This is a genomic window from Pseudomonas sp. PDM02, assembly GCF_014852285.1.
Lineage (GTDB): Bacteria > Pseudomonadota > Gammaproteobacteria > Pseudomonadales > Pseudomonadaceae > Aquipseudomonas > Aquipseudomonas migulae.
In genome coordinates, this window is sequence record NZ_JACVBL010000046.1 from 1 (window position 1) to 440 (window position 440).

The 440-nt window shown below is 60.0% G+C and carries 1 pseudogene; it reads left to right on the forward strand.

What is annotated here, in order from left to right:
* Positions 1–440, forward strand: a pseudogene (locus IB245_RS28960) (hypothetical protein); the annotation flags it as partial.

The following is a 440-nucleotide window of genomic DNA, read 5'->3' on the forward strand; positions in this document are numbered from 1 at the left end:
CTATCTGCCCGTCGATCCGCAGGATATCGGCTGTACCTATGAAGCGGTGATCCGCGTGAACAGCCAGTCGGGCAAAAGCGGCAGCGCGTGGCTCATCGAACAGAACCATGGCCTGAAATTACCCCGCGCCCTGCAGCAGGATTTCAGCCAGCACGTGCAGCAGGAAACCGATCGCCACGGGAAAGAGATGACGCAAAATGCGCTGTGGCAGCTGTTCCGCACCCGCTACGGCCTGATAGCGACACCGCAGTATGCGCTGCAATCCTACCGCAGCGACAGCCAGCAGGACGGCCAGCTGCACTTAACGGCAAGCATCTATACGCAGGGAGGAACGCGCCAGCTTGAGGGTCAGGGTAACGGTCTGCTTTCTGCCGCCGCTCAGGGCTTAAGCCGCTGGGTCAACGCCCTGTTCGTGAGGAAGGAGGAAAAAGAGAAGAAGG